19 protein-coding genes are annotated in these 25,521 nt (G+C 40.3%); 16 read left to right on the top strand and 3 right to left on the bottom strand.

Annotation, left to right across the window (positions count from 1 at the left end; genetic code table 11):
- Nucleotides 1–152 precede the first annotated feature (152 nt).
- From ACEYW6_RS27030 to ACEYW6_RS27020, 3 genes are all read left to right on the top strand, one after another.
- Entirely contained in the window at nucleotides 153–602 is a 450-nt protein-coding gene (locus tag ACEYW6_RS27030; protein ID WP_190898250.1) for an SRPBCC family protein, read from the top strand.
- Nucleotides 603–635: 33 nt separating this feature from the next.
- Nucleotides 636–3,113 carry a filamentous hemagglutinin N-terminal domain-containing protein gene (locus ACEYW6_RS27025; RefSeq protein ID WP_412982176.1) on the top strand — a complete coding sequence of 826 codons (2,478 nt, stop codon included), beginning with the start codon at nucleotides 636–638 and terminating at the stop codon, nucleotides 3,111–3,113.
- Nucleotides 3,114–3,914: 801 nt separating this feature from the next.
- A complete protein-coding gene (locus ACEYW6_RS27020) occupies nucleotides 3,915–6,059 on the top strand; it encodes a CHAT domain-containing protein (RefSeq protein WP_412982175.1) in 2,145 nt (714 codons plus the stop codon).
- Here ACEYW6_RS27020 and ACEYW6_RS27015 read toward each other — a convergent pair.
- Both ACEYW6_RS27015 and ACEYW6_RS27010 read right to left on the bottom strand, forming a co-directional pair.
- Nucleotides 6,017–7,060 (bottom strand): tetratricopeptide repeat protein, encoded by a 1,044-nt coding sequence (locus ACEYW6_RS27015; RefSeq protein WP_412982174.1) that lies wholly within the window; start codon nucleotides 7,058–7,060, stop codon nucleotides 6,017–6,019. The two genes, ACEYW6_RS27020 and ACEYW6_RS27015, sit on opposite strands and share 43 nt — an antisense overlap.
- A gap of 59 nt (nucleotides 7,061–7,119) precedes the next feature.
- A complete protein-coding gene (locus tag ACEYW6_RS27010; protein WP_412982173.1) occupies nucleotides 7,120–8,853 on the bottom strand; it encodes a protein kinase domain-containing protein in 1,734 nt (577 codons plus the stop codon).
- Between the two features lie 745 nt (nucleotides 8,854–9,598).
- Between ACEYW6_RS27010 and ACEYW6_RS27005 the strand changes: the two genes are divergently transcribed.
- The 9 genes from ACEYW6_RS27005 to ACEYW6_RS26965 all read left to right on the top strand — a co-directional run bounded on the left by ACEYW6_RS27005 (nucleotide 9,599) and on the right by ACEYW6_RS26965 (nucleotide 20,335).
- Complete coding sequence (locus ACEYW6_RS27005; protein WP_412982172.1) at nucleotides 9,599–11,119, top strand: AAA family ATPase; 1,521 nt, start codon at nucleotides 9,599–9,601, stop codon at nucleotides 11,117–11,119.
- 11 nt (nucleotides 11,120–11,130) lie between these two features.
- The gene (locus tag ACEYW6_RS27000; RefSeq protein WP_190898195.1) at nucleotides 11,131–11,436 is read left to right on the top strand and encodes a fertility inhibition FinO-like protein; all 306 of its coding nucleotides are present in this window, start codon (nucleotides 11,131–11,133) and stop codon (nucleotides 11,434–11,436) included.
- Nucleotides 11,437–12,007: 571 nt separating this feature from the next.
- A complete protein-coding gene (locus ACEYW6_RS26995) occupies nucleotides 12,008–12,484 on the top strand; it encodes a hypothetical protein (RefSeq protein ID WP_412982171.1) in 477 nt (158 codons plus the stop codon).
- Complete coding sequence (locus ACEYW6_RS26990; protein WP_412982170.1) at nucleotides 12,481–15,927, top strand: plasmid replication protein, CyRepA1 family; 3,447 nt, start codon at nucleotides 12,481–12,483, stop codon at nucleotides 15,925–15,927. Before ACEYW6_RS26995 ends, ACEYW6_RS26990 begins: the two co-directional genes overlap by 4 nt.
- Before the next feature lie 80 nt (nucleotides 15,928–16,007).
- On the top strand, nucleotides 16,008–16,988 hold the full coding sequence (locus tag ACEYW6_RS26985; protein ID WP_412982169.1) for a tyrosine-type recombinase/integrase: 981 nt from the start codon (nucleotides 16,008–16,010) through the stop codon (nucleotides 16,986–16,988).
- 376 nt (nucleotides 16,989–17,364) lie between these two features.
- The gene (locus ACEYW6_RS26980; protein WP_412982168.1) at nucleotides 17,365–18,069 is read left to right on the top strand and encodes a hypothetical protein; all 705 of its coding nucleotides are present in this window, start codon (nucleotides 17,365–17,367) and stop codon (nucleotides 18,067–18,069) included.
- A gap of 89 nt (nucleotides 18,070–18,158) precedes the next feature.
- Nucleotides 18,159–18,707 (top strand): GNAT family N-acetyltransferase, encoded by a 549-nt coding sequence (locus ACEYW6_RS26975; RefSeq protein WP_069068818.1) that lies wholly within the window; start codon nucleotides 18,159–18,161, stop codon nucleotides 18,705–18,707.
- A 21-nt stretch (nucleotides 18,708–18,728) separates the two neighbouring features.
- Nucleotides 18,729–19,268: a hypothetical protein gene (locus ACEYW6_RS26970; protein ID WP_069068817.1), complete on the top strand. Its 540-nt coding sequence runs from the start codon at nucleotides 18,729–18,731 to the stop codon at nucleotides 19,266–19,268.
- 311 nt (nucleotides 19,269–19,579) lie between these two features.
- The gene (locus ACEYW6_RS26965; RefSeq protein WP_193950900.1) at nucleotides 19,580–20,335 is read left to right on the top strand and encodes a hypothetical protein; all 756 of its coding nucleotides are present in this window, start codon (nucleotides 19,580–19,582) and stop codon (nucleotides 20,333–20,335) included.
- 32 nt (nucleotides 20,336–20,367) lie between these two features.
- On the opposite strand, the gene ACEYW6_RS26960 is transcribed toward ACEYW6_RS26965, so the two are convergent.
- Complete coding sequence (locus ACEYW6_RS26960) at nucleotides 20,368–21,009, bottom strand: hypothetical protein (RefSeq protein ID WP_412982167.1); 642 nt, start codon at nucleotides 21,007–21,009, stop codon at nucleotides 20,368–20,370.
- 346 nt (nucleotides 21,010–21,355) lie between these two features.
- Here ACEYW6_RS26960 and ACEYW6_RS26955 point away from each other — a divergent pair, with 346 nt between their 5' ends.
- The 4 genes from ACEYW6_RS26955 to ACEYW6_RS26940 all read left to right on the top strand — a co-directional run bounded on the left by ACEYW6_RS26955 (nucleotide 21,356) and on the right by ACEYW6_RS26940 (nucleotide 25,077).
- Nucleotides 21,356–22,981, top strand: a complete 1,626-nt coding sequence (locus tag ACEYW6_RS26955; RefSeq protein ID WP_412982166.1) for an ATP-binding protein — start codon at nucleotides 21,356–21,358, stop codon at nucleotides 22,979–22,981.
- Nucleotides 22,982–23,200: 219 nt separating this feature from the next.
- Nucleotides 23,201–23,716 (top strand): DUF192 domain-containing protein, encoded by a 516-nt coding sequence (locus ACEYW6_RS26950; RefSeq protein ID WP_412982165.1) that lies wholly within the window; start codon nucleotides 23,201–23,203, stop codon nucleotides 23,714–23,716.
- 277 nt (nucleotides 23,717–23,993) lie between these two features.
- Entirely contained in the window at nucleotides 23,994–24,593 is a 600-nt protein-coding gene (locus tag ACEYW6_RS26945; RefSeq protein WP_412982164.1) for a hypothetical protein, read from the top strand.
- Nucleotides 24,594–24,762: 169 nt separating this feature from the next.
- Nucleotides 24,763–25,077: a hypothetical protein gene (locus tag ACEYW6_RS26940; protein ID WP_069074926.1), complete on the top strand. Its 315-nt coding sequence runs from the start codon at nucleotides 24,763–24,765 to the stop codon at nucleotides 25,075–25,077.
- Nucleotides 25,078–25,521: the final 444 nt, after the last annotated feature.

Here is a 25,521-nt window from a genome sequence, read left to right as displayed (position 1 = left end):
CCTTACGAACCATCTTATTAAAATGATGCGTCCGCTCTGGGGCAATCACTGCTGGTTGTAAAATGTAAGTCATTTTGACAATTAACTGTTTTGACATATCTTAACCTGAAACAAAATTATTTAAATATTGTTAATTATCACCACAAGGGCTTATGGCGCGCATCTATAGCACTATCCGGATACAAAGACCAATTGAGCAAGTTTTTAACTATGTAACTACACCAAATTATTGGACAGAATGGCATCCCTCATCACTCGGTGTTAGCGGTGCAAAAGACCATTCATTAGATGTGGACGAGCAGGTAGAAGAAGAGTTTTTAGTAGCTGGACGTCGTGGACGCGTTATATGGACAGTACGTGAGCGAAAACCTCCGCACCAATGGGTAATTGATGGTGAAGTAGGAGCAGGGGGTAGGGGAACAATTACTTACACACTTACACCTTATTCAAATGAAGAAACAACCTTTGAGCGCGAGTTTACTTACTTCACTCCCAATTTGCTGGCAAAGATGCTCGATTGGCTAGTGCTGAGTCGCCGGATTCGATCAGAGTCTGAAGAGTCATTGAGACGTTTAAAGGAAGCAATCGAAAGAAAAGCATGATGCTTAGATATTAACAACAGTCCTTGTATAAGAATGAAACTTAACCATAAGACGAAACTTAAAATCAAATGGCAGACAAGGATCTCCTGGATTTTTAAAGTTAGCGCACTATACTGCTTATCATTCTCAAGCCCAATCGCTGCGCAAATTGTTCCTGACTCTACTCTCCCTAATAATTCTCGCGTTACAACTCAAGACAGTACCAATACAATCAAAATCAATGGGGGAACTAAAGCAGGAAACAATTTGTTCCACAGCTTCAAAGAGTTCTCTGTTCCAACCCATACTACAGCTTTCTTCGACAATACCCTGAATCTTCAAAATATTATTAGCAGAGTTACTGGGAAGTCGGTTTCTAATATCGATGGATTAATCCGAACTAACGGTGCAGCCAACCTATTTCTCATTAATCCAAATGGAATTATTTTTGGTTCTAACGCTCGACTAAATGTTGGTGGTTCTTTTTTAGCAAGTACTGCTAGCACAGTCAAGTTCCCAAATAACTTAGAGTTTAGTGCTACAAACCCTCAACCTTCATCATTGCTAAGTATAAATACACCACTAGGCTTGCAATACGGAAAAAATCCTAGTGCAATTCAGGCTTTAGGCGATGGTCAGGGAACAAGGAGAACATCTGAACTGATTGATACAGCAAATGCTTTACGGGTGCAATCAAATCAGACCTTAGCGTTAGTGGGCGGCGATATGAGCTTGGAAGGAGCAACACTCAAAACTACTGGAGGCCGGATAGAGTTAGGTAGTGTTATAGAAGAAAGTTTAGTCAGACTTATCCCTATAGACAAAGGTTTTGCTTTAAATTATGATGCCGCTGCACAAAATCTTGGGAAGATTGAATTATCTCAACAAGCAACAGTGGATGCTAGTGGCGAGGGAAGTGGAGACATTCAAATTCGAGCCAGGCAAATAACTATACGAGATGGTTCTCAAATTGAAGCTAGTGCCTTGGGAGTAAAGCCAGGAGGAAAAATGGAGGTGAGTGCTACAAACTCCATAGAACTGAGTGGCACTTCAGCAAACGGTCGAGTTCGCAGCGGCATTGCTTCTACCGTCTATCCAGGTGTTAAAGGTAGCAGTGGTAATTTAATTTTGGAGACTAGGCAGTTGAATGTTCGCGAAGGAGCATTGCTAGGAGCATTCACATTTGGTGCAGGACGAGGAGGCGATTTGATAATAAAAGCTTCCGACTCTACAGAGGTGACTGGTTTTTCATCCATTAATCCTCGGACTATCAGCACCATTTCTACTGTGACTTCTGGTACTGGAAATGGCGGTAATTTTATATTATCAACAGGGAAATTAACTATTAAAGATGGAGCAACCTTAGGCGTTGCAATTTTTGGCGTAGGACAAGGAGGGGACGTAACCGTAAATGCAACTAATTCTATTGAAGTTACTGGAGTTTCATCAAGATTCTCCCCTAGTTCTTTGTCTAACACAACTTTCTCTATTGGAAATGCAGGTAATTTGAAAATCGATACTCCAAAGTTAATAATTATGGATGGAGGTTCAGTTAATACCTCTACTTTAGGGACAGGTAATGCTGGAAACCTTTTCGTTAATGCCTCTGATTATATAAAAATAAGTGGCGAGGTACAAAGATCTGAATCGCCCATTGTGAGTAATCTATCATCATCGGGAGTCATTACAACTTCTCCTATTCAACAAGTGTTTAATGTATCTCCCCTTGCGTCTGGTGACTCTGGAGAAATCAGAGTGAATACTAAAACAATAAATATTGCAAATGGTGGTATTTTTAGTATTAGAAATGACGGTTTAGGTGATGCAAAATCTCTTCAAATTAATGTAGAATCTATCAGTCTAAATAACAGAGGTCGCATTACAGCATCAACGGCTTCCGGTGAGGGCGGGAATATTGTTACAAATGCACGAATCATACATTTACAGGATCACAGCACCATTACTACAACTGCTGGCAATAACGGCAACGGCGGAAATATCAATATTAATACAAACATCTTAATTGTTCAAAGAAATAGCCATATCAGCGCAAACGCTTTTGGAGGGCGTGGTGGAAATATCCAAATAAATGCTCGTGATGGATTCTTCTTCTCCCGTGATAGCGGAGCTGATGCAAGCTCACAGTTTGGAGTCAACGGTACAGTTCAGATCAATGGGAATTCCATTGATTCTATGAGTATTAAAGCATTGCCAGGAATCATTCAGGAAACTCCAACATTTGCTTCTGCTTGTGAGGGAGGTTCCGGTGCAGTTGCAAGTTTTGTCAAGACTGGAACTGGTGGTATTCCACGTAGCCCTAATGACATGCTTTCTAGTAAATCTGTCTGGCATGACAATTCTGTTTCAGTCCAAGATAGGAATTCAGAACAACCTAAATTATCAACTAAGCAAACAACACAAATTGTAGAAGCACAAGCTTTGGTAATAGATTCTAAGGGGAACTTCGTGTTGACAGCAGAAGTTAACTCACCAACGCCTTACGTTGTGTCGTCCTCTAATCTATGTTCGTAAGATTGTCAAACACAATACATGTGTCAGTCGTCAGAATTCAGAATTTACCTTTCGCTACTGGCTGATGAATAAATGGTGAGACACTACACTAAATCTTTAATGAGCGGTGCTCAACAAGAAAGCACAAAGTCTCTTACCGATCTTAGGCGATAGCGCGCAAGTCTCTTCTCTACGAGAGGCTTGTCTGCGACACACTTTTGCGAACGCCTAAAAGTCCGTGAGCGTCTGGCTTTGCTTTACTCCAAAGTCGAACAAAACTTTCTAAGAGAGTGGTGGTTCTAAATCTCTCGCTGATTGATTCTGAAGCCTTGGCGGAGCTTTCCTTACTCCGCTCCTATATTCTGACAAATGTATTCTTCTTCAAGTATCAAAAAATACTGTATCCACTAGCCCCCAGCAATGATTAAACGTCGAGATTGCTTTAAGTATCTATTATCAAGCGCTCTAGGGCTGTTTGCGGCTGTAGGTAAACCATCTCTTCTAGCCCAAGCTGCAAGCAAAGAAGCACAAAAACGGAGTCAGGCACAACTGTTGACCCAAATAGGAGAGAAATATTTCAATCAAGGGCAAGCATTGCAGGCTCTTGAGTCCTGGCAATCAGCTACTAAAATTTATCGCCAACTTGGTTATCAAGAAGGTATTACAGGCAGCTTAACAAACGAAAGCCTTGCCTTACAAGATTTAGGCTTGTACCCTCGTGCTTGCAGCACACTTGTTGAAGCTTTAAAGCTGAATGGGGATTCTTCAATTTGTGCCACCTTACTAGAACCATTTACTGACTCTGAGGCTATTACAATATCGTTGACAACAGCCATTGATAAACAAAAACCAATGCAAGCTTACTTGCTTGGATTGCAGAATCTAGGAGATGTCTTGAGGCTAATTGGTAAACTAGATATTTCTTATGCTGTATTAAAAAAAGCCTTTGAACTTCTTAAAAAACTTCCTCCAGAATTAAAAGCCTCAAATGTTAAAAACCAATTATTATTAAGTCTAGCTAATACAGAAAGATCGCTCTATTATCAAGCTAAAAATAAATATCAATTAACAGATGAGCCTAGTAGTAAGCAGAATGCACTTTTAATAGCCCAATCAAAACTTACATCTGCTCTGACAATTTATCAAGATTTGAGTACAGCAGGGGCAAATGGAACCGATATTCTAGCGCAGGTAAATCTCATAAGTTTATTATTAGAAATAAAAAAATGGTCAGATTTAACAAATGGCAGTACTCAAGTGATTACAACAGAGCAATCACTGCAAATTTTAGTCGAAGAGTTATTGATTGGACAAGGAAAATTTCAGCAGTTATCACCAATTGAATCTGTTTATATTCAACTTAATCTTGCTCAAGCTTTAATACAAATTAATCAAGACGATCAATTAAAACAACTTCTATTCTCTGGAGGTAATTCATTATTAGCAGCTCTGTCCATTGCTAAAGCAGCCTCATTTTTAGCTCAAGAATTAGATAATAAACGAGCAAAATCATACGCTTTAGGAACTCTCGGCAATATCTATAACTATTTGGGACAAACACTAGAGGCAAAACAATATCTGGAAGCAGCTATGAGACTAGCTCAATCAGTACAAGCCTGGGATATCGCTTACCAGTGGCAATGGCAACTAGGACGCTTATACCAGCAAATACAGGAGTCCAATAAAGCAATACAATCATACGCGGCTGCTATCAATAGCCTTAACCAAGTTCGAGGTAGTATTCTTGCAGTTAATCCAGAGATTCAGTTGGAGTTTAAAGAAAAAATTGAACCTGTATACCAAGAATATATGGAACTACTTTTATCTCAAGATCAACCAATTTTTAAACAAGTAGTCAAACTTCAAGAACAACTTAAATTAGTTGAATTGGAAAATTTTTTACAATGCGGTCAATTTTCAAAAATCTCTTTAATTAATAGTGAGAAACTAACAGAGTTACCATCTATAATATATTTAATCAAATTAAAAAATCGAGTAGAGATAATTGTCCGAACTTTACAGGGTACTTTTCATAAAAATACAGTTGAGTTCTCGTTAGTTAGTGATATTATCGATAGTTTAGTCGCTGGCACACAAAAGCAGGAATTTACTGGAATTCGAGAATCTAATTTACTAATTCAGACCCAAAGCCTTTACAATTCCCTATTTGCACCCATTAAAAAGCATCTACCAGATTCAGGAAATTTAGTGTTTATACTAGATACTTATTTTCAAAATTTACCTCTCTCTATACTGCACGATGGAGAGAATTATTTACTAAAGCATTACAGTATTTCAATATCTTTAAGCTCTGACCTTTGGCAAAGTCAATCTTTAAACCCTAAAACTTTAAAAGCTTTAGTTGCAGGAATTTCTGAGATACCTCCTAGTTTTAAAAATTCATTAGTCACTAAAAATTTTGAGGCATTGCCCGAAGTCAAAACGGAAATCGCAAACATTAAAACAAAAACTGCTCCTGGATCAAAATTACTACTCAATGCTGAATTTACTAGTGACAACTTTCGACAAAACATGGAGGACGATCAAATTACGATTATCCACCTTAGTACTCACGGTCAGTTTAGCTCAGATGCCGAAAAAACTTTTGTTTTAGCTTGGAATGTTCCGCTAATTGCTAAAGAATTAAAATTCTTGTTAAAAACCGAACGTTCTGGAATCGATCTACTCGTCCTAAGTGCCTGCCAAACAGCAAAAGGAGATCGGCGTTCGGCATTAGGAATTGCTGGCATAGCAGCACAGGCAGGTGCGGGCAGTATACTTGCCAGCCTTTGGTTAGTAGAAGCAAATTCTACTGGTTTGCTAATGAGCGAATTTTATAAAGGTTTGATAAATGGCATGACTAAAGCAGAAGCATTGAGACAAGCACAATTAAAATTGATATCTAATCCTAAATATTCTCATCCTTATTTTTGGGCAGGGTTTATTCTCGTCGGTAATTGGCTTTGACGTGACAATTCTAATCCCGTTTGCGCCTTAGCTAATTCAACTGAATTACCTCTAAGTTTTGAATATTGAATCGCTATTTTATATTTATGACTTGCCTCTATTGGTAGACCTACTTCCAGATAGCGATCGCCTAGTAATCGATAAATTGTTGGATTTTTAGTTTTTGCTTGAATTCGCTCTTTCAAAACCTCAATCGCCTCAGAAAACAAATCTTCTGCTTTGTATATATGAGTAAGATCCACAGCTAAGGAGTCTGGAGATAAATTAAGACTTTGAACACGCTCAATAACAGCTTTGGTACGCTGTGCTTTAAGAGAGGGCATTACCATCAAGATAGAAGATTTGGGAATAAACTTTTGTTCCGCCATCTTGGCAAGTACATTTACCTGATAGATAATCCCAGGTTGCATAGCTGGTTGTTCTTGAGGGTAAAGTAATGAAGTTGAATTGACATCCATAGACCAATCAACTCTTGGTCCTTTAATTTGTACTATATAGCCCATAGCACCCATAGCATTAGAAACAGGAGTCCAAGACAGTACAGGACGTGGATTCAAGATTAAGGGACTATAGGGAGTAATCAGTGTTGGTACATTTTCATCTTCGCCTGGGCCTTTTACCTTAAAGCAACTAAATCTATTTTCACGGATACAAACCTGAGCTTGATTATTGGATCTCTGCAAGCATCGTTCATTGATAGCGCCATTCTTCAGTTGTAAAATTTTTCCGCTTTCATAACATAAAACCTCAACTGTAGAATCGTTTGCCGATTGCAGATAATCTTCTTTGCAGACTTCTTTCCCTGCTGCCAAGCGAATATCACCACTAATAATACGAGCTACAAACTCACATGCACCTGTTTGCCCTGCTCTTGCTGCTGGTCGGGATTGTCCTAATGCACTGCCAAGGTTTGAGAAAACAAGTACTGATGCTATTGCTGCAATTTGGATTTGAAAGGCTTTTCTTTCTATTTTGGTTGTTGATTCTGTTACAATCAGCATAAAACTTATCAAGCTACTTAAAATTTAGTTGACAGCATAACGAAAATGACGTGCCTAGGTCAATTTTTCTGAAGTAGTCGTCGTAACACTTGCTGTCTCCATTCTTGTACCTCTGGCAAACTAGATGTTGCTAGTAGGCATACTTCCCAATATATTTTGGCTTTGCTCAAGTTGCCTAATGCCTCGTATGTTTGTGCTAGCAAACAGTAAGCATCTACTCTTTCCGAGTCTAGCTTCACTGACTTTTGCAAGTAATCTTCTGCTTCTACATAACGCTGCTGTTTGAATCTTGCCCAACCTAAATTTTTATATAACCCAGCTTGCCATTCACGATTTTGAGTCCGATTTAAACCTTGAAGTGCTAATGCTGCCGCCTCAGAGTATTTTTCTTGCAAGTTCTTTAGTCGCGCTAAATTGCTAACAGCATTCATTGCTTGGTTATTACTGTACTTAATCGCTAATCTATATTGCTGCTCTGCTAGATCGTATCTCCCTTGCTCTTCATAAAAATTTCCTAGTCCATATCGCGCTTCCCAGGTATCAGGCTTAAGCTTGAAAGCCTTATCATAGTTTTCAGTTACACATTTGATATCTCCAAGTTGTTGACAAGCTAATGCTAAATTACTAAACGCAGCTACATCTTTTTGATTATACTTAATTGCTGATTCATAATATTTTTTAGCTACTTTAAGATCATCTAAGTTACGGGAAGCTTCATTAAAGTAGTAATTAAACAAGAGCAAATTATACCCTTTATAAGTTCCATAAATTCCTAGTAATAATAAACTAGATAAACCAAATCCAAATAATTTTGATTTAACTATCCGATTAATCTTTAATTTAAATGGTAAGCGTTCTAACCGCTGCAGAATTACTTCTGTTGTTTGCGGACGTCGCCCTGGAGAAAGAGACATTAAATCATCGAGTAAATCAGCAAAGGGCTTGTCAATCTGCCGTGCTTTATCTCTCCAAATTAGTCGTTCTGTTTTTTTATCTGTTGGCAATTGCATTAAAGGAATTCCAGTAACTAGACGAACAAAAGTTCGACCTAAAGCATAAAAATCGGATTGAGGGACAGCTTTACCATAAATTTGTTCTAATGGAGTGTAATAATGAGAGACTACAGTTGTAATTTCATAATTTCCTACTCTTGTATCAGTTCCTCCACTTGCACTAACTTTAGCTAAATACGTATCAGTTATTCGTCGTGCAGTTCCAAAATCAATTAACGCAAGTTCCCCTTTTGGTTGAAGAATTATGTTTGCAGGTTTAATATCTCTATGGAAAAATTCAGTATGGTGTACTACATCAAGTATTTCAACTAATTGGCGTAGCCATTCTAATGCTTGAGCTTGGGAAATCGGTTCATTCTCTTTTATCCATTCTTCTAAGTTTTGTCCCTCAATTTTATCCATTACTAAGCAACGTAGTTCTAGAGGGCTATTATTAGGCACAAAACTGAAAAAATCTTCAACATCACATTGAGGAATATTTGGATGTTGGATTAGCCGTAAAGCACCGAATTCCCGCTTAATTAACTCACGAAGCCTAGTCGAATTCCATTTGAGAACTTTCATGACTCTTCGCTCACGAACCGGATGCCATTTCGTACCAGCGTCATCTACCTCAAAAACTTCAAAGTAGCTTCGAGGGTCATAAGTAAGCTCTCTCAATGGCTTAAGCAGTCGAATACGGTTATTAATCAGCAACGGACTACCACAAGATAGACATGTTTCAGTATTGTCAGGATTTTTACGTTGCTCACAAAGGGGGTTTATACAATAAAACGACATGCTTGCCAAGTATAAATTTATGCCTTAGGCAGTTGGTAAAGAGTGTTTATGTCTTACTGCCTGAATACAGATACAAGTAACCATGACAATTTATGCTAATTACTCTCCCTTTACATTGCTTGAATTTTTGTGATTTGTAAAAAATTTTTTGAACACACGGATGCAATTTAAAAATTCCCCCCTCGCTTTGCCAAAAGGCAGGGGGTTTTCATACGAAAAAAGAAAAATAAATACATAAGTCTTGATTTCTCGTTTAGCATAGCTTTTTACCCCGCTTTCATTCCTCTTCCTGAAGTGGAGAGAGGCTTTGAAACCCAGTTTTAGTTTTTCCCTGGTTGTATGAAAACACCCTGCCTCTCGCTTTACCAAAAGGGGCTACAGCGCCAATATCTGTATGATTGGGAGTTTTTTCGAGAGCTAACGCCAAACAGACATGAGTGCTTTCCTGTCCACCAAGAACGCAGCAACTACGGGGAGAGGTAGCTTTAGACCCGTATCATAATAATACTTTTAGTACTTTGGATGAAAAGCAAGTTACTATAACTTCGTGGCTCTTATCTTTCCGTAGATGCCCTAAATTCAAGCAAACCTATATAATGTTTAACTTAGTACTTTTTTGAAAAATTAACCATAAATAGTAAGATAAGGTATGATTGATTACAATTTAACATACTCTAAAAACTAAACCTCATTAGCGGAGAGCCTCTTAACGAGCATTCACTGTATCAGAGGTACTAGCATAGCTATGGATTTTACTGCTGAACCGGAACTTCAATCTCCTCTTTCTTCTTCTGTCACTTTTAGAGAGCAGGAACTTTCATTGGAACAATCATCATCTCAAGGCATATTTCCAATAACAGAGACTTTTAGGCTACCGCTGGTCGTAGTAAATGACTTAGTTTTTGCCAAAAGAGGCAAGTACTTATCTGAAACTGAAATGCTCGTTATCAAAGGGGCATTGAATGATCGAGAATATGAGGAGATAGCAAGCCACTCAACTTACAGCTTAAACTACATACAGCGCACAGTAGCACCTCGCCTATGGGACATACTTTCAGAAACCATAGGGGATGGCGAACGAGTGGGTAAAAAGAAGCTTTGGTATTTTTTAGAACAAGTTAACAAAAAGTATCATATTCAATCCGCGTCAGGCGAAAAAGAAAGACTTACTGTCAATAATTTGACACCAATCATTAGGGGAAAACTACCTGAGATATCTAGCTTTTATGGACGAACACAGGAACTAAACTCATTAAAAGAATTGATAAGTAACGAGCGTTGCATATCCTTAATAGGAATTGCAGGTATCGGTAAAAGTGCATTGGTTGCAAAATTGATAAAAGAAGTCAGTGGAAGGAAAGAATCAACATTTAATAGCTTAATCTGGAAAACAATTATTCATGCACCGTTACTTCAAGATTTAGTAGCCGAGCTGATAGAACTAACGCAACCTTGTAAGCCTGATTTAGGTTTACCTGAATATACTCAGGGAATGATTTCAGTATTAATTAAACACTTGCAATCACGCCGTTGTCTGCTGGTACTAGATGGTTTTGATTCTTTATTTCAGAAAAAAAGCTTTCAGCAAAGGCTTGAATACGGAGCCTTCTTTCACCGATTGATAGAAGAAGAACATAAAAGCTGCATACTCTTAACTGGTCGAGCTTGGCCTGATGAACTTGATGATGTTATAACAACAAAACAACATCTTCATTTCTTAAAAATCCAAGGTTTAGACGTAGATGCTGCAATGCAACTTTTATCTAGCAAAGGATTGACGGATAAAGAAAAGTGTAACCAATTAATTCAAACGTATCGCGGAAATCCTTCAGAACTCGAAGCAGTAGCTAATCGAATTAACCACTTCTTTGGTGGTAATACCCAAATGTTTTTTGAGAATCCAACTACGCTTGTTAGCAGTAATTTTGAGGTAATCCTTAATCAACTGTTTGGAGAATCATTAAGCAGTACTCAGCGAGAAATTTTAATTTATATAGCAGAAGAGATATTCGGAAATCAACAATCAATTAGTTTTACTAAACTCTTGTCGGGTATTAAACATAAAAGTCCAGAATGTGTATCAACTTTAGAGTTAATCAAAGCGTTAGAAAAACTTGAAAATCAGTCATTAATTGAAAGTATCAAAGACCCAGTTACTAAAGAAATCAGTTTTACTCTCCAACCAGTTATTAAAAAATACATAAAGACAGATCCACAAGGGTTGGTGCATACATCTCATGGTTCACCATTAGCGTTCGCATCTTAACAGAGGTATGTATGATTTCAGGAAAGCTAGAAGTAACAATCAAAATCAATAAACTACCTGAAGCAAAAACGGCAGAGAACAACTGGCAAGAGTTCGAGATTGACTGTGATGAACGCATCATTAACATCACAGTCAAGCCTAAGATTTGGAAGAAACTGACCGATGGTGCCAGTAATTACCCCCAGTGGGTAGCAGCAATCGCTGGTAAACTCGGTCAGCAAACAGAAAATGGGTTCATGTTAAAGGAACCCAGCATACAATTTTTCGAGCGCAAGCCCAAGGCAGAAACGACCTCTGCGTTAGGTGCTGCTTCTTGAAAAAGTGATTACCCAATCAGGGTAAGCTAGAACGAAGACTGGTAAATATGGAGGAGTCAAACAAAGAAAAATCAGAATCTCGTTAGATACCGAAAGACCACGAGTTATGTAAAATCAAGCTAATTGATAGGAGGTATGGAGGTGAAGATACAACAGTACGAAAATTTAACGCACAAAGCGCCACTAAGGAGTAGCGCTTTGTGCGGGTCTTAAATTCCATATAACCTCAGAGCGGGGTTATCTCACGAAAACCAAAGCAGTGGTACTTAAAGTTTGACCGCTTTTATCCACTGACTGGTAAGACGAGATTTAATCCGCTGCTTCTCGTATTATACGAGAAGCCGCACGAAACTCACCAGTTTTGTGTGGCAATTTTTGTTGTTGAAATTCATAAGTTTCTGTAAAGTTAAGTTTGATTAAGAAATATCCCGAATTTTGTAGCAAAAAATAGTAGCAGCGCGAATAACAGTTATCAGTTGGAATTCACAGTCCTTGATAATTGTCAACTGTTGACTGATAACTGATGCAACCCCCTCTGAGCTTGTCAACCAAGTAACCAGGGGAAAAGATCGTGATAAATAGCAAACCCAAGAACACTTACGTTCAGTCCTTGGGATCAGAAAGTGTAGCTTTCCCACGGCAACTTAGTGCTGTGGCATCGTGGAATTTCAGGAATATCCTGCCTAGTAGTTCGCCAAGGAAACTTGGCGGGGTAAAGGGCAAGAGAGAAAGGGAAAAGATGTTTATTCCTTTAACCATTAACATGAACCCTTTTCCCAGCCCTCACCTAACAATTTTGGGTTGGCAGACTACTAGTGGTCTACCAACTCAAAAATGCTGGGTGAGGATTGGGGAAAGGTTAAAGGGAAAAGGGAAAGGTATTTTATCCCTTTCCCCTTTACCCCTGCCCCTTTACCCAGCCAAGGTAACTTGGCTAACTACTAGAGCAACAGATTTGTTGCTGCTGATTTCTCCAGCGTTGCTTTTGGGCATCGACATTACTTTAAACCCATCTCTCTCCAAGGAATTCCAAGGGGAGAGCCGATGAATAGCACGACAATTGAATATCCCAACAACCTCACGGCTGGTGAATACCATGAGCTAACAGTTAGTAGCGCCATTCATCCAGCGCTGGTCGAGAGCAACTTCTTCCACATTGAGGGAGAAACAATTTATGACTACCTGTTTATCTCTAATAAAATCCCTCGGAAAAATGCCGGTCGAGTCACGGATGGATACATCAAAATGTATCAGCATCTATTACTGGGTGGGACGTGGATTCAATCACTTGACCCCTTTAAAAACTGGCAACCAATGGAATGGGGAAGGATTAAGCCAAACTTCCCGCGCTTTGATTGGCACTCCTGTAAACCAGTAAAATACGAGTCACCGCCCAAAACCCCCAACCGCGTTACCTACTTTGATGTCGCTAACCCCATCTGGGACAAAGTTGCAAAGCGTTATTTAATTAAGCGCTATCATTCACTTTTAGCATTGCGCTTACTGGATCAACTTAATCCACTAATATTCTGGGAGTGGGTTCGGCAGCATCCAGAGATTCCGATTATCTTATGCGAGGGTGAGAAGAAAGCCGCTTGCTTGCTGAGTTTAGGGTTTGTAGCGATCGCACTCCCTGGAATCTGGAACGGGCGCGTGGGCAAACAGGATTTTGATGAACGGTTGCATCCTGACTTAGTACCAATGGCTCAGGCGGGGCGCAAGTTCATAATTCTTTTTGACTACGAAACCTCTTCTAAAACCAGGTGGTCGGTGTTTCAAGCCACTGTTCGCACTGCAAAAGCAATCGAATCGGCTGGTTGCTTATGTGAAGTTGCATTACTGCCGGGGCCAGAAAAAGGCGTTGATGATTTTGTAGTTAGTCGCAGTGAAGATGCCAATGCTCTGCTGACTGCAATTATAGACGATGCCAAATCACTCAAAGATTACCAACGCTCGTATCGGGCTAAGAAATGGGGACTTAGCAAATACAAACCGGATGTCACTATTAATGTCAAGTATCTCTCTGAAGCTTTGTGCATTCCTGAACTTGAAGAAAAATGCAATTTGCCTGAGCTTTATGAGCTTGAAAAGGAACAACTTTTCACGCCATCTATAAAAGGACATTCTCGAAACAAGGAGTCTACGGATTCTGGCGGAGTTGATTCAGACAAATCGAAGAAATCCCCTAGCTTCAATTTCCCAAAATCAGGACTAGTCGTACTCTGGAGCGACATGGGCACTGGTAAAACTGAACTTATGCGCTGGTGGCGTGACCAAAACCCCGACGCGCGGTTCCTCAACAATGGGCATCGCGTAAATTTGCTGAAAAATCTTGCCGAACGCTTGCGGACGGCGATGTATTCAGACTTGGGTTACACAGGTTTAGCCCAGGCCCAAGCCCTTAGTATTACTATTGACAGCTTGCACAAACTCAATACCCAGTCTCTCACTTACGGCTGCATATTTATAGATGAAGCCTGCCAATACCTCACCCACCTACTGCACAGTAATACTTGCAAACAGCACCGTGCCGCCATTTTGGAGGTACTGGAATATATAGTATACAATGCGCCACTGGTCGTCATCGCTGATGCACACATGGATGATTTAACGGTAAACTTCTTTCTTGCAATGCGACCAAAAGGTGAAGTACCTTACATTATCAAAAACGAGTGGCGAAACGGTTCACGCACAATTTATTGGTACGAGGGGGATAATTCTAGCGCCCTAGTCGCCCAAATCTCGGCAGCGCTGATGCTTGGTGAGAAAGTCATGGTTGCCAGCGACAGTAAGCGTTTTATCAAAAAACTCGACAAATCCTTTACAATCAACTACGAAGAATCTAACTCCGAAAAATCACATACACCAAAAAAATGGCGTATATGGTCGGTTCACTCTGACAATTCTGGCAGTGATGAGAATGTAGCTTTCATCAAAGATATCACCAACGCCGTCAAAAACTTTGATGCCTTGTTCACCTCTCCCAGTCTCGGTACTGGTGTCGATATTTCTGAGTATCATTTTGACTTAGTGTTCGGGGTGTTTCACGGCGTTTCCCAAACTGCTACTGAGTGTGCCCAACAACTGTACCGCTATCGCCCGAAAGTTCCGTTTCATATTTGGGTGGCCCCGCGTCCTCCCTTTGGTTACAAGGATACAAACGCATCCAAGATTAAAGAGCGCTTGCTCCAAACCAATGAAATGACTGCTTTTCTGTTGCGGATTGACCGTCAAACAGGCAAACGCGGAGCCGAGAAAGATTGGGCGCTTGAGGCTTACTGCCAAATTATGGCTAACCGCCACTATTCTCTCAATAATCTGCGTGATGATTTGCGATCGCTCCTCACCGAAATGGGCAATACATTTATATATGTGGGCAGTGATTCAGATCCTCAGTCTCTCGAAAGTCTTAAAGCAGCAGCACAAGCTTTGGATCGTGCCCACAATTCGGCTGTTGCCAAGGCCAAGAATATTACTTTGAGCGAGTACCGTGCCCGTCAGAGCAAAGATTACCTTGACCCTAATGAAATTTTTGAATGCGAAAAATTCCGCATTTCTGATTCTTACGGCATCGAAGTAACCGAATCACTCATAGAAATGGATAAAGGTGGTCGCTTAATTAGAGCAATTGCTGGACTTGAGGCCATTTTAGCCCCACCCGAAGAATCGTTTACTGACCCTAAAACCGGGCAAAGTTATCCTACACCACCAACAATTGTCACCCAAAAAGACCGCACCGAGCGCGACAATCTACCTTTGTGCATCGACTGGGGCAATTACTCGGCACGGTGGTTGGCTAGATTTAACCTGGGACTGCATCAAATTCTCACTTCTTTAGTTGCAGGTGAGGAAGTTACTGCCGACGATTCCACCTTACTCAAGATGACGGAGATCGCTATACATTGTGCTGCTCACGTCAAAGCAATTCTTGGGTTTACTATTCCCAGTGACTGTAAACCTATTTGGTTGCTAGCCACAATGCTAGAGCAGCTGGGGCTAAAACTGACTTTCCGCAAGCAGGGCAAGCGCGGTCAACAAGTGAAACTTTTTTCTTTAGATAAAGAGCAATTGGAATTTGCAATGCATGTAATTGCTCATCGTGAAACGAAGCGTAATCAAAAAGAAAATCGAACCTATTATGCTGCCGAAACCCCTGCTGTGTATAGTGCAAACCCAAATCACCAGCCCGTATCCATCCCCCCCCTTGATGCTATAGGGAACTCCCATTGCCAAGGGGAGGATACTACCGAATTTGAGTCGCCTCCGACCGATCGCATTACGCTACTCCATTGTGTGGAAATGCTACGCTCTGGCATTAAGCAGGGGGTGGACGCGATTAAGGGCATCCTTAAGCGATGGGTTGAGGATTTGCGCTGGGATACGGTGCTGGAACTTGAAGCGATCGCAGCGAATGAGCTGCGGCGAGTCGAGGCTCAAGTCCCGGAATTTTATGCCTTGCTCTCTGAAGATGTGTTGCCTGTTGAGGGGTAAAGTCAGCATCACATGCACGCAATTATGAGACAATTACTTATTAGAATCTAGCAAGCGAGAATTGCTGTTCTGATAAGTAAATGCCTCAAACCATTGAAAACACCGCACCCTCTCCTCTCGCTCTGCCTTCTCCCATCCCGCTAGTCGAACATCCGGCTGCGGTCTATTTGGCAACCCTTTCCCCTGGTTCCCGCCCCACAATGCGCCAAGCTTTAAATGCGATCGCGCGATTGTTAACCAACTCAAGTTGTGATGCGATGACCCTGAACTGGGCAGCACTGCGCTACAAACATACGGCGGCAGTCCGCTCTGTGTTGAGCGAAAAATATGCACCAGCTTATGTCAACAAAGTGCTGTGTGCTTTGCGGCGAGTTTTAAAAGAAGCCTTGCGGTTAGAGATAATGGATGCTGTTGATTTTGCTCGTGCTGTAGACATTCCCAACGTTAAAGTCACCAAGCAATTGCGGGGACGTGTTCTCACGGCAGAAGAAATCGCCCAATTGATGCAAACTTGCTTTGATGACCCTACCCCCACTGGTTATAGAGATGCTGCAATATTTGCAATACTCCGAGGTTCTGGAGTCCGCCGCTCTGAAGTGGTGAATTTAGACTTGAGCAACCTTGACCTGAGTACTGGGGCAATAGAAGTGCGCGGTGGCAAAGGTGGTAAAGACCGAACTGTGTACTTACCCGATGCTGCTCTTACTGTCGTCTTGGACTGGTTATCGCTTCGAGGCTACGAGGCAGGCCCTTTACTATGTCATGTCAACAGAGGCTCAAGGATAGTGCGGCGACGACTTACCTCTCAAGCAGTGCTGTTCATCTTGCAAAAACGTGGTTTAGAGGCGGGAGTAACTAATTTCTCCGCTCACGATTTCCGTAGAACTTTCATCTCTGATCTGCTCGATGCTGGTGAAGATATTTCTACAGTTCAAAGGTTAGCTGGACACACGAACAGTGACCAGACTGCCAGATATGACCGTCGCGGTGAAGAAACTAAACGCCGTGCTGTCCAAAAGTTGATTATTCCAGGACAGAGGAAGAAATCTCCTCTACGCTGATGTAGTTTCTACACTTTTTCTACACGTTCCTGGCTCTGAAATGCGATCGCTCTTCTTTTCGGTTTAGTGATCTGTATGGGTATTTTCAGCAATTAGCGTCATCACTGAGGATATTTAATACTCAGTCTCTGGCGAAGAAGGTTGATGCTGGAATTTCTACGGGGTGATGTCTATATTTATTTGCTCCCAGCGTAACCGCTATGAAGAGATGCTATCGCCAATGGTAGCTATTGGCGATAGCATTTCTTCATAAAAGGCATTGCTTGAGGAATGCGCTGAGGCATTTGGCGATGATACTATCAAGGTAATTCATCATGACAAATTACACGATTTAATAAGCGTGGACAGTCCGAGTTTACCTAGATGACACGTGAACATGAGCAAGACAGGGCGTAATAAAAAACTGGCATCTTTCAACTGCGATCAAAGGATTTGGGAGCAATTTATCGCCCGATGCAAATCGAAAGGCACAACAGCAACAGCCACGCTGCTCGAATTTATCGAACTCTACTTAGACGATTCTCAAGATCAGCTTGATGCAATAGGTGGTAATAATTTAGACAAACGCTTAGATTCTCAGATTAAGGCAAGTGTTGAGAAGTACTTAGTTACGAGTAACAATAGTAACGCCAGTCCGACCAACGAAACAATAATAGCTATTTGCGAAAGACTTGATAAGCTGGAGTCAGAGTTTTCAAATGAATCTAATGGATCTAATAGCAACCAAACCACAGTAATTGATAATCTCGCCAATTTAGAACAAAAAATTGAAAAGATGACAGCCCGAATGACACAGTTGGCTGAGGCGATCATTAAAATTCAAGACTATCTCAACAACCAACAAAAGCGGGGACAGAAATCGCACTACAATAATTCATCATTCAAAGTGCATACTCCCAGAATGCAACCGTTAACTGAAGAAGGTTTGGCCAAGAGGCTTGGTGTAAGTGAAGAAAGTGTACGCAAGGAGCGAATTAAACTCCCCCCACCGCTTTTTGTAGCATGGTGTAAGGGCAAAGATAGATCCGGTATTGGGTGGGAATTTAACGAAAATACGGGATTTTATCATCCGGTAAGTTAGTAATTTTATTCTTTTCAAGAATTTCGGAATTTACACTGACTCGCCCGCCGAATAGAGTGATTGCAGATAATGACAATTAGGAGCTTTAGGTGCAGCGAAAAATCGAATTAAAAAGGGGTTTTGATAATACAACTGTTGAAGCATATTTGGTTGATTTAGAACAAAGACATGTTGATGATTATGTTAATGAGTGGGTCGAAAAATTAAGGTTATTTAGTCAAGAAGATAAATACTGGGACTGGATATTTAAATTAAGATATATTGGCAATCAACAAAATCTTGAAGGTTACGCAGTTGAGTGCGAAAACAAAACTCAAGGATTGATGATAATAGAAACACAAATGCACGGTTCTCGGTTGAATATTGGTAAGAGGTTAGTTTATATTGATGGCATTGCCACTGCCCCCATTAACCGAATCGAGATTCAACGCCCACCTCAATTCAAAGGTGTTGGTCAAGCACTGTTAAATTTCGCAAGAATTAGAAGTGTTGAGTTAGGGTATGAAGGTAGAGTTGGATTGCATTCCTTACCAAGGTCTGAAGGATTTTACGAAAAACAAAACATGTTGAACTGCGGTTCGGAAGAAGAATATGAGAATTTAGTTTACTTTGAGTATGGTGTATTGAGACGAAGATAAAGTTCGAGCGGGTAAAAATTTATGAATCATCAACAGCAAAAGGATAATTTTGAGGCAAACGAGTCAATAACAACCCAAGAAGCTATAGATTTACTTTTTGGTGAAGGATGGCTCGAAGAGGCTGTTTGCATCGAAGATGAAGCAAATTGCACTATTGGCGCTGGTTTGGATTGGGGTAATGCATTACCACCTTTAATGCTCAACCTTCCTTTATTTGGTCGCCTATCAACGCTGCGTGTATCTCTCAACCGCGAAGTCAGGCTAATAATTGAAACATGGGATTTAGGTATAGGTACAACTTCTGCAACAGAAACTGCAAGGGCACGCATTAAAGAGCGGTTGCTATCCCCTTCGTCTGAGCTAATACCTCACTTGGAAGCTACTTTGTTGCAAGATGATTTATACAATGAAGAGTTTATATCTAACCGAGAAGCTCTAAAATCCTTACTTGCAGTAGTTCTTACTGATTCTGATAGAGAAGAAATTGCAGAGAAGGCTGCGAATTCAATACGCACACAAGTTATGTCTCAAGTGGATTTTTCCGGAAAACTTTCTGCGTAAATATAATCACAATAATATCGTGTCAAATTCAATCAAATTTATCAAAGGGGCGAACGCGGGAGCAGAGGTTACTCTACATTGGTCTTAGCCGCATTACTCTTATTCAATAGCTGGGAATTAAATGGCAACGCATTTTTATAATGAGGAAACGCCAAGAGTGAATCCTAACCTGAAAGTTTTAAAAGTTGAATTTCAATAATTTTGCACAAGTCTTTATAAAAATCATATAACATCAGTCATGTTAGAAAATGTTACTGTTTGGGAACCCTAAAATAGTTTTGCCATGAGGCTATTGATGGGATGTGGGCGCAATGAATCTTACTAGCAATTCTAGGGTTATGGGGCGGCTTTTACAGGAACTATCGTGGGTTGGTAGTACGATTAAAGAATATCGAGATGGTGGACGAGGGTTTGAAAACGTTCTCACTGCTGAAGTATTTCTTGCATTAGACTTTCTTCCTCGTCAATTTTTCTTGGGTGCTGTACTTGAAGCATCGCATGGTGCTACAAAAGTGCGTACTCTACTTCAACGAGAGATTGAACAAGCTGAGTTTACTCTTTTACCAGGCAACTTCTACCTAACCCCAAGTGGTAGAGTGCATCAAAAAGAACTTGCAGTACAGCCCGACGGAGTAATCAAAACACCAAGTTGTTTTGGGCTGATTGAGGCAAAACGTATTAAACCAAGTTCATTTCAGCCAGAGCAACTCTCCCGCGAGTTTGTACTGGTGATGCAAGAGGCGTTAAATCGAAACCAAGAGCCAGTACTATGGCTTGTTCTAGGTGAAGAACCTCCTGTATCAGTTCAACGGCATGGGCGGTTAAATCCTATAGATGCAATTGAGCTTTATCTTGAATCCGTGTTAAAGCGTACCGAGAACCATAATTTTGAAAAATCAGTACTTCTACAACAGGTTCATGAAGTGGTTTGTTGGACTACTTGGCAAACCATAAAAGAAGTAGTTCACAAGCAAGTTTGCGACATTACTATTCCTGAACCGTCGGCGAAGGGGTGTGTACAGAGGCTTGCGAATTCAGTTGTTCAATCGATTACTTGGCACTCATAAAGAACTGACCAGACACCACTAAAGTAATTCTTCTAATTACCTTTCTTCCACTCATCAAATGATTGACAAGCTTTCCCTGTAGGAATTAGCCCATTGGAGGATACACCAAAATTTGTAAGAGTTGCATTTTCTATTTGTGCATTTGCGACAGCATCTCGCAATATATTCTCTTTTTCCTGTTTTGGCACGATTTCTATTTTCGCATCTTTAGGTTGAGGATTACTGCCTTTCTTTAGTGGAAATTCTCTGACAACATATAATTGCTCTTGTTTAGCAGTACCTGATGCAAGACATCCCCTAGATTTGACAAAAAGAGTTGAGTCCGATGAAATATCAGCAAAGAAGCTAGGCTTAGTGATAAACTTTATTTCTCCAGCAGGGCCCCATACATAAATGGGTGTTTGGAAACCTTGAGTAGGAATATCTTTAGTTTCATCACAGCCCAAATTTATTTTTCTATTTAAATCTACGCCAGCATTCCCACAAACTTTCCAAGTTACTTTGTATAAATCAGGCGTACTCTCGACAAACTGTTTGAACTTTTGCTCTCGCTCTGCTTCGACTGCTTTTTGAGCATAAACAGCTTTTTGTTTTGGTGATTGGCATGAAGACGCTCCCAAACTTAACAGTAAAGCAAGTACATAAATCTGGTTTTTGTTAAGATTGAATCTCATAAAAACACCCAATACAGCATAATTTTTCGTCACTATTTTAGCAGTTAACTAAGGTTAAAAATCAATTTCATTAAATATATTTACTTGATTTATGGATAGATATAGCAAATAGTAAATATGAAAAAAAAGTTGAGATTTAAATAGTAATATAAATTGCAGTTTACTGATCATATAGCAGTGAATTTAAGTAAAATTGCTCACTTAGACAATGCGGATAAGTTAAGAAAGAATGGCATATTGTAGTCAAAAAGCAAGAGGTAAAAGTACTGTATTTTTCAATACTTTTATCTGTAGAAAGAATTTTTCACAACTTTTATGATCTGGATGAACTTCACCTAAAAAACTGATGAATACTGGGCTGATAGAGCAAGTGTTTGAGCTGATAAAACTAAACAATCCTTTGATTGCGGTAGAATCTCCACTGCAAGAGAGGCTTAGATTTTTAACAAATCTGGCGAGGATGTGTGCTTACCAGAATATTAACTGTTATTTGTGGACACTGGAAGATGACCATCTGCATCAGTTGCTTTGCAATGGGCAAGACTTAAACCTTTTGCCAGTAGCTGAATATCAAGCCAACGCTAAAAATAGGCGAGAAGATTATTTTGAGATTTTGCGGTTCTGGAAAACTACCCACTTAGAAGGAATTTTGATAGTAGAGGGTATATTTCCCTGGATTGGTACAGGAACAAGCGATCCTGATTTCTTTTTGACTAGCGAGTGGATCAAGTCTGCCTTGATTAATTTAAAGCTTTATAACACCAGTTCAAACAAAACAGCCCTATTACTGGGGTCAAATGCCAGCCTGTCATCTGACATTGCAGCACTTGCGCCGACAATAGTTCAACAACTGCCAACAGAGGAGGAAATCAGCGATTACTTTGCATCAATACTTTCCACAGAGGTAAGCGAAGAGGAAATCAAGGAAATAGCTCAAGCATCTGTAGGGATGTATATAGCAGATATTGAGTTTCTGATCAAAAGCGTGAGTAGGCTAGATAGTGAAAGTCATGGTCAAGAGTTGGTTAAAAAACTGTCTGCCTACAAAATCAACTTACTTAAGCGAGTTTACAACATAGAATTTTTGCAACCAGTGACAATTGCAGTCGGGGGTTTAGAACTGATGCAAGAAGCATTTAAGAAATACAAGCGGCTGCTCTCACCACTGGCGAGAGCTTATAATTTGCGATTACCCAAGGGAGTGTTATTAATCGGGCCACCAGGCACAGGTAAATCTCACTCAGCTAAAGCTTGTTCCCAGCAGATGGGAATACCATTAATGATCGTAGAGTGGGGTAACTTTCGCAGTTACGGCAACATGGCGGAATACAAACTCAAAAAATTATTGGCACTGGCAGATAGGATTAATCGTATAATATTATACTTTGACGACTTCGATAAGGGATTTGCGGGAGATGATGATTTATCACGAAGACTAGCGGGGATGCTGTTAACCTGGATGCAAGAAAGGACTAGTGATGTATTAATTATTGCTTCTGCCAACAACATTGAATGGCTACCACCAGAACTGACCAGAAGCGGGAGATTTGACGACATTTTTAAGGTGGATTTACCCAATAATGGGGAGCGACACTCAATTTTTAAAATTCACCTTGCCAGATTTGATTATCGGTTCCGTGATAGAGATGGGTTCAGTGATGAAGAATGGCGTAGACTGCTCAAAGCGACCCATCGCTGTGTGGGTGCGGAAATCCAAGCAATTGTGGAAAGGGCGGCTATCTCTACTTTTTGCCTGATGTTCACAGACGATGTTCCACCTGTGGGTGAACTGCCGCCGCTAGAAATTAGACTTGAAGCATTATTATCAGCGAGAAATAATATGAATCCTCTAGCAATCCGGGAAGCTGAACGGATTGAGGGTATGCGAAACAAAGCTGATTTACAAGGTTTACCATCTAGTCAGCTTGACTCAAGTGTATATAGTGTCGGCAATGTCAATATTTTCGGATAAGGAATTTTATTGAAACAGAATACATGCGTCAGTCGCCAGAATACAGGAAAGGTATTTTGAACTTCATAGTGGATGAATCCAGGGCGTTTTTGCACCCCCACTAAATTTGCATATTTAGTGGTCAATAAGACAGTGGCGGGTCTAAATTCTCCACTGATTCATTCTGACTTCTGAATTCTGACTTCTGAATTATTCTTCAATTCTTGGATCTTCCTAATTATGCAGTTAATAAAAATTCCTAACCAAAATGACTTATATATTGCGGGTTTGAAATTCTTAAACATCCTTGGGCCAATTGCGGGAATATCAATTATTGTTGCTTCAACAACTATTGCCTACTTGCAAACTCGTCCCCAGGATTTACCCATAACCCAGACCCTCACTTACAACAATCGCACATTCAAGTTAGAAGTAGCTACTACACCTGATGAATTAAAGAAGGGGTTGAAGTTTCGCGATCATTTGCCCAGCGATCGCGGGATGTTGTTTAATTTGGGCAAGGAATATAAAGCTGTCCCCTTCTGGATGGAGGGGGTTAAAATTCCTTTGGACATCATTTTTATAAAAGACAATGTGGTGACGACAGTTATTTACAAGGCTCCACCCTGTGCAAAAAATCCTTGTCCAATTTACAAGGGTAGTGTTGCTACTCAGGTTTTAGAACTGCCCTCTGGTACTGTTAAAATTCAAGTCGGCGACAAGCTCAACATCCAGCCGTTATCGGTTCCATACTGATGAGAAAACCAACAAAGGGAAAAAAGTCAATAGGCAATCTGGTGCTTATTTCTCTAAATTTCATTAATGAATATAAAATTGTATACCTATATAATTTTAAATACTGATAATAAACAGCTGTAACATCTATATAAGCAGTCTACTTGCTAGATTTGCTGTGAAGCAGATTGTATTAAATATTCTATGTAGGCAAAGGTACGGTTTTTTTTAGTACTTTGGTTTGTAGGTTTTGTGGGTGAAAACCCGAATAATATGCGTATCGTTTCAGGAGAACGAAATGCATACTTACCACGACGAGACTGAAAGCTTTGTCAATAATGTTGCTGTACTGACTTCAGGAAAAAAGAACAGCACGATAACAAATAGCACACTAGCGCTAATGGGAGCGACGGGTACGGCAATGATCGTGTCGATGTCAGTCCATAACATCCTCTTAGGTGGATTGATGATTGCTACGGCGATCGCCATAGCACTACCAAAGCAATCTCAAGCTCTGTTGACTAATTTTGAGCAGATACAACGCAAGTATGGAGTCAATCTTTATGCGGTGTTGTTTACGATTTTGACGGTTGTTTGTCTACTTGACTTTGCTTCCTCGCCAGCCGATGCACAGTTTTTTAACACTGCTCAAACCTGGATGACTAATACCTTTGGTAATGCTGGGAACGGACAAACACAAGCAGTTGTAGCATTGTTCTTCAACGTATTAAGGGGTCTGTTCTTACTCTACGTAGGCATCAGCCTAGTCCGGGTTGTTCAAGCAGCCCGGAATGATGAAGATTGGCAAACATTAGCCAGAACTCCATTAATTATAGTACTTGCAGTCTTTGTAGGAGATTTAGTTACTGGCTTGATTGTTGGTGGAGGTGCGGCATAACCAACAGTAAACAGTTATCAGTAGAGAGTGATGTATTTATCTGCATCGTCAGAGTCCCCCATTTCTCACTCATTAGTAGGTAACAGTTAGGGTCAAACTATTTGACTGAAACTGTGATAACTGATAACTGATTTAATACAGTCTTTTCATGCTGAAATAGTTTGAGATCATGAAAAATGAAAATAAATTTCGGACTGTAAATAGAATTTTGGGAGACAGACCCAGATTAGGCCCATTTCCCGCCGACCAAATTTTTCCTTGGTCAGTAATAGGAGTAGTGAATGTATTTGTTGTTTCTTATACATTTCAAGCTGGATGGTTAGCAACTGGATTAAGTATTGCTTGGGGATGGGCAACATGGTGGGTAGTTTCTACGAATAAAGATTTTTTGGGAAAATTTATCGGCGTACCACGAATTAGTAGAGGTTATATGCCTTTTAAAACATTGAAAAAGAATACAAAAATCAGAATTAAAAGGGAATAGGGAACAGGCAACAGAGGAATCCCCAGAATTAAAGAAGTAGGTTGAGAGTCAAAATTCACTCCGTCAAGGGCGATGCCCTGAGCTTGTCGTAAAGCCTGCGGCATAGCTACGCTTAGGGCGTAGCCTCTCCAAGAGTTGGGTCATAATTCAGGAATGTAATAGACCGAAAAAGCGGTGCTTCGTAGCATCTCCGGCTCTGCTCCTGAATTCTTCTTGAATCTCTCATTTTCTACCGTTCCCACTTAAGAGTTAAGAGTTCCCTGTTTTGTAACAGTAAATAATTTGAATCATCCACCAATCGTAGATAATTTGTGCCTTCATAATGAAAACTCCGAAACAATCTAAATATCCAGATAAATTAGGTAAGAAAACGTAAGGATTCAGGCCTAATATTTAGGAAGCAAAGACGGGCGAGACTGAGAATCAGCCAGTAGTGCTTGTACA

This window comes from Nostoc sp. UIC 10607 (genome assembly GCF_047228265.1).
In the GTDB taxonomy this organism is placed as follows: Bacteria; Cyanobacteriota; Cyanobacteriia; order Cyanobacteriales; family Nostocaceae; genus Nostoc; species Nostoc foliaceum_A.
This window is presented reverse-complemented; position numbering and strand designations above follow the sequence as displayed.